The 1,046-nt window shown below is 73.1% G+C and carries 2 protein-coding genes; both read left to right on the top strand.

What is annotated here, in order from left to right:
* Window positions 1–247 (top strand): cytochrome P450 (locus ABZ885_RS41975; protein WP_360200578.1); only part of this gene is annotated, 247 nt, incomplete at its 5' end.
* Between the two features lie 96 nt (window positions 248–343).
* The gene (locus ABZ885_RS41970) at window positions 344–772 is read left to right on the top strand and encodes an SRPBCC family protein (protein ID WP_360200576.1); all 429 of its coding nucleotides are present in this window, start codon (window positions 344–346) and stop codon (window positions 770–772) included.
* The last annotated feature ends 274 nt before the right edge of the window (window positions 773–1,046 follow it).

The raw sequence follows: 1,046 nt of genomic DNA, 5'->3' as shown, positions 1-1,046 counted from the left end.
GCGGTTCGCGGACCCGGACCGCTTCGACCCCGACCGGGTGGACGTCGAGCACCTGGGCCTGGGCAGCGGCATCCACAGCTGCTTCGGTGCGCCGCTCGCCCGGCTGGAGGCGCAGCTGGCGCTGTCCGAACTCGCCCGCCGGCTGGAGAATCCGCGGCTGGTGGAGGACCCGCCGCCGTACCGCACCAACGCGGTGCTGCGCGGGCCCCGGCACCTGCGGATCGCGATCGACGGCGTGCGGCGGTAGGGGCCGGCGTGCGCTGCGAACCCGGTCGGGTGGCCCGCCGGGGTGCCGGTTGCCATCGCCCGGCGGAGGGGCCAGATTGAGAGTGGAGGTGCGGTGATGAGCACGGTGGAGGAGTCGATCGAGGTGGACGTGCCGGTCCGCGTCGTCTATGACCACTGGGCGACCTTCGAGGAGTTCCCGCAGTTCATGGAGGGCGTGGAGGAGGTCAGGCAGCTGGACGACCGCCACGCCCACTGGCGGACGAAGATCGCCGGGCTGGCCCGGGAGTTCGACACCGAGATCGTCGAGCGGGTGCCCGAGGAGCGGGTCGCCTGGCGGACGACCGGTGAGAGCGTCAAGCACACCGGTACGGTCGACTTCCAGCCGATCGACGCGGCCCGGACCAGGGTGCGGATGACCATGGTCTTCACGCCCACCGGCTTCGCCGAGAAGGCCGCCGACAAGCTGGGGGTGCTCGACCGCCAGGTGCGCGGGGACCTGCGTCGCTTCAAGCGGTTCGTCGAGGGCGGCACCGACACCGGCTGACGACGCCGGAGCGGCCCCCGTCCGCCACGCCCGTCGCGCCGTCCGGGGCGCCCTGGACCCGCCACGGGAGCCTGCCCGCGCGACGGCGGAACTCCGTTTGTCCGCACGGTGGTTGACGCAGCGTGTCCACGCGGTCGTGGACGCAACCGCGGCGGCCGTGGAGGCGTCCTCCACCGCGTGCTGAGACGACTGCTCATCGCCGCCCAGGTGCTGGCCGCAGTTCGGAGAACAGCTGCCGGGTCGGTACCTCGTCGAGCGGCTGGTCGCCGTCCGG

This window comes from Kitasatospora sp. NPDC047058, from assembly GCF_040643935.1.
GTDB lineage: Bacteria > Actinomycetota > Actinomycetes > Streptomycetales > Streptomycetaceae > Kitasatospora.
Note: the sequence above shows the minus strand (reverse complement) of the source record. Positions and strands in the feature narration are given on the sequence as shown.

What these genes read in the sequence shown, in the direction of transcription:
- ABZ885_RS41970 (WP_360200576.1), top strand. Translation starts at nt 344, where the DNA reads ATGAGCACGGTGGAGGAGTCGATCGAGGTGGACGTGCCGGTCCGCGTC.